Annotated in this window: 3 protein-coding genes and 1 pseudogene; 2 read left to right on the forward strand and 2 right to left on the reverse strand. The window is 31.7% G+C overall.

What is annotated here, in order from left to right; translation table 11 throughout:
• The first annotated feature begins 257 nt into the window (after positions 1 to 257).
• On the forward strand, positions 258 to 500 hold the full coding sequence (locus MWH25_RS12635) for a hypothetical protein (RefSeq protein WP_248628011.1): 243 nt from the start codon (positions 258 to 260) through the stop codon (positions 498 to 500).
• Between the two features lie 45 nt (positions 501 to 545).
• Positions 546 to 1121 (forward strand): annotated as a pseudogene (locus MWH25_RS12640) (polysaccharide deacetylase family protein); the annotation flags it as partial.
• 80 nt (positions 1122 to 1201) lie between these two features.
• Here the strand turns inward: MWH25_RS12640 and MWH25_RS12645 are convergent.
• Together MWH25_RS12645 and MWH25_RS12650 are read right to left on the reverse strand one after the other, a co-directional pair.
• The gene (locus MWH25_RS12645) at positions 1202 to 1975 is read right to left on the reverse strand and encodes an undecaprenyl-diphosphate phosphatase (RefSeq protein ID WP_248628012.1); all 774 of its coding nucleotides are present in this window, start codon (positions 1973 to 1975) and stop codon (positions 1202 to 1204) included.
• A 337-nt stretch (positions 1976 to 2312) separates the two neighbouring features.
• On the reverse strand, positions 2313 to 2780 hold the full coding sequence (locus MWH25_RS12650) for an FxsA family protein (protein ID WP_248628013.1): 468 nt from the start codon (positions 2778 to 2780) through the stop codon (positions 2313 to 2315).
• Positions 2781 to 2954: the final 174 nt, after the last annotated feature.

Consider the following 2954-nt stretch of genomic DNA (forward strand, 5'->3'; position numbering starts at 1 on the left):
CAAAATAAATTATACCAAAAAACAAGGTGAAGTACAAGTTAACAATTTCCTATTATTAACATAACACAACAGTTTAATTATGATAAACTAAGCTTAAAGTGACCTTTGATCAAAAACTAAGATTAAGTTTGAGTCTAGCTAATCCATAAAAAATTTTAAAATCAGAAAGCTACGACTATTTCTAAAAATAATAATTTCCTAAACAATAAAGGTTTATACAATATTTCTAGTATTATTATAAATGAAAGGAGAGAAAAATGAAATCAAAATATGTAATTGGATTAACTTTATTATTAATAATTGTTTTATTTGGTTTTACATTAGGACACTTAGGAGTTCTAACACTTCCAAATAATAATGTAGAAGATAATAATGAGATTACAGAAGGACAAGATGATTTAGAGTTTCAACCTAAACTCTATAATAGTAATTCAGATGAGGACTTAGATGAGGACTTAGAAGAAGAATTAAATGGTTTTAAAGAGACTATTGAAAGGTAGGCAAGAAAATATCCAGACACTTTATTTCTAAGTGAAGAGACTGAAGAGAAGGTAATTGCCCTTACCTTTGATGATGGCCCAGAGCATATAAATACACCAGAAATTTTGGACATATTAAAAGAAAAAAATATTAAGGCAACCTTCTTTGTGTTAGGACAAAATGTCAAGCAATTTCCTGAGATTGCTAAAAGAATTACAGACGAAGGACACCAAATTGCTAATCATTCTTGGGAACATGAAAACTTCACCGATTTAACCAATGAAGAAGTCTTATATGATGAAGTGATACCAACTTCAGAAAAGATTGAAAAAGTTACAGGGGTTTATCCTACAATTGTCAGACCACCCTTTGGTGCTATCACTGATGAAACTATTGAATTCTTAGGCTATCAAGGGTGGAAACTTGTTAATTGGTCGATTGATAGTTTTGACTGGCATTATGCCCAAGACACTCATGAAGAGATCGTAGGTCAAGTCGAAAGACATTACCACCCAGGAGGAATTGTGCTACTGCATAATGGTGTTATTCATAAACAAACTGTTCAAGCTCTACCTGAAATAATAGAATTATTAAGAGAAGACGGTTACGAATTTAAAACTGTTGATCAATTATTATTTTAAATCTAATTTCTTAAAACTCCAAGCTGTAACTAAAAAAGGATAGAAGCTTTAAAGCTTCTATCCTTTCTAATTAAGTCTTATCAAACTAGCCAGATTACCAAAAATCCTAGAGCCCAACAATAATAAGCAAATAAACTTAGCCGTTGTCTTTCAACAATCTTTAGTAATAATTTAAGTGCTACATAACCAGATATTACCGAAGTGACTGTTCCAACAATAATCTGAAAGACAGTTATCTCTCCAATACCAACCTGCATTAAATCAATAACTTGCAATAAAGTAGCTCCTAAAACGACAGGAATAGATAATAGAAAAGAATATCTCACAGCCAATTCTCTATCTAAGCCCTTAAATAAACCTGCTATAATTGTAGTACCTGAGCGGGAAAGACCAGGAAAGATAGCAGCCGCCTGAGCAAAACCAACTACTAATGAATCACTAAATTTCATCTCTTCCATTTCCCGACCATCATCATTAATTCGCTCAGAAATCCAAAGTAATGTTCCTGTCACCAATAACATCACACCAACAACTATTGTAGAAGCAAATACGCCCTCAAAGAAACCTTTAAATAAGACTCCAATCACCCCAGCAGGAAGAATTCCAATCAAAATATACTTAGTAAACTTACGATATTTAAAATTTGTCTTAAATTTAGTAATTCCAATTATATCCTGCCAAAAGACGATCATAATCGCAATCAATGTTCCAAAGTGTAAAAATATACTTAATGTTAATCGTTCTTGAATTCCAAATAAATGTTGTACAAGTACTAAATGCCCTGAACTACTAACAGGCATCGGATCTACTACCCCTTGTACAATTCCTAAAATGATAACTTCAATTAAGTCCATCTTCATCCTCCTATACTACCAGCTACTTATTTAAAACCCAATCTATTATATCATCTTTACTGACTAAAGATCAATTTCTTTCTATATGACTTATACTAAATTAAGTTTAAGTAAAACCTAAGCCCTTATGCTTTTAACGGTTGGCTTATCCTCGCTATGTTGATCAATAATCTTCTTCACAGAGCCAAAACTACAAACCCTTAGACCATCAATATTTGCAAAACATCCTACGACTAAATATTTTGTCTTTCAATATTTTCTTTTAGCTGAGAGTATTCTTGCTCATCATTTTCTGATCTTTTTGCCTCACATCATTACCTTCTTTGAAAACTTTATTTTAATCAATCTCCTGATAGTCATCAATATCTATTATAGTTTCATCATCTTCTTTATTCTGACTATACTCTTGATTTATAGTGCTTGTCCCAAAATTAAAACTACCCGAAATTATCTTCCCTTTAAATTTATTCTTAACAATAGATCTAATCCTGACTCTTGTAAGAGGGATTATTAAAGAAAAACCAGCTAAATCGGTCAATAAACCAGGTGTCAACAACATCGCTGCCCCAAGTAAGACCAATAGACCATCAATCAACTCATCTTTAGGCATCTTGGCCCGGGCCAACGTAAGTTTAGTCTTACCTATAATAGCTAAACCTTGTAATTTAGCTAATGAAATACCGACTATTCCAGTACTAGCTACTAAAAGAATAGTCCAACCAAGCCCCACATACTCACCAACCTTGATTAAAAAATAGAGTTCTGTTAACGGAACTAAAGTAAAGAGTAAAATTAATTTTACCACTATCAACCCACCTTTTTTCAGTAAATATACTTTATATATTCTTTATCAATAATCATTATCCTTTATTATTTAATAATTTTGATTATATAAAACTTATTTGATATTTAGTGGCACTTTGCCACTAAATATCAGTTTACAGTTTACAGTTGACGGTTGACAGTTAAAACCATTAGA

The organism is Natroniella acetigena (assembly GCF_023227745.1).
GTDB classification, from domain to species: Bacteria; Bacillota; Halanaerobiia; order Halobacteroidales; family Halobacteroidaceae; genus Natroniella; species Natroniella acetigena.

Excerpts from the sequence above, each read along its gene's own strand:
- MWH25_RS12645 (WP_248628012.1), bottom strand. The coding sequence starts at position 1,975 with ATGGACTTAATTGAAGTTATCATTTTAGGAATTGTACAAGGGGTAGTA.
- MWH25_RS12635 (WP_248628011.1), top strand. The coding sequence starts at position 258 with ATGAAATCAAAATATGTAATTGGATTAACTTTATTATTAATAATTGTT.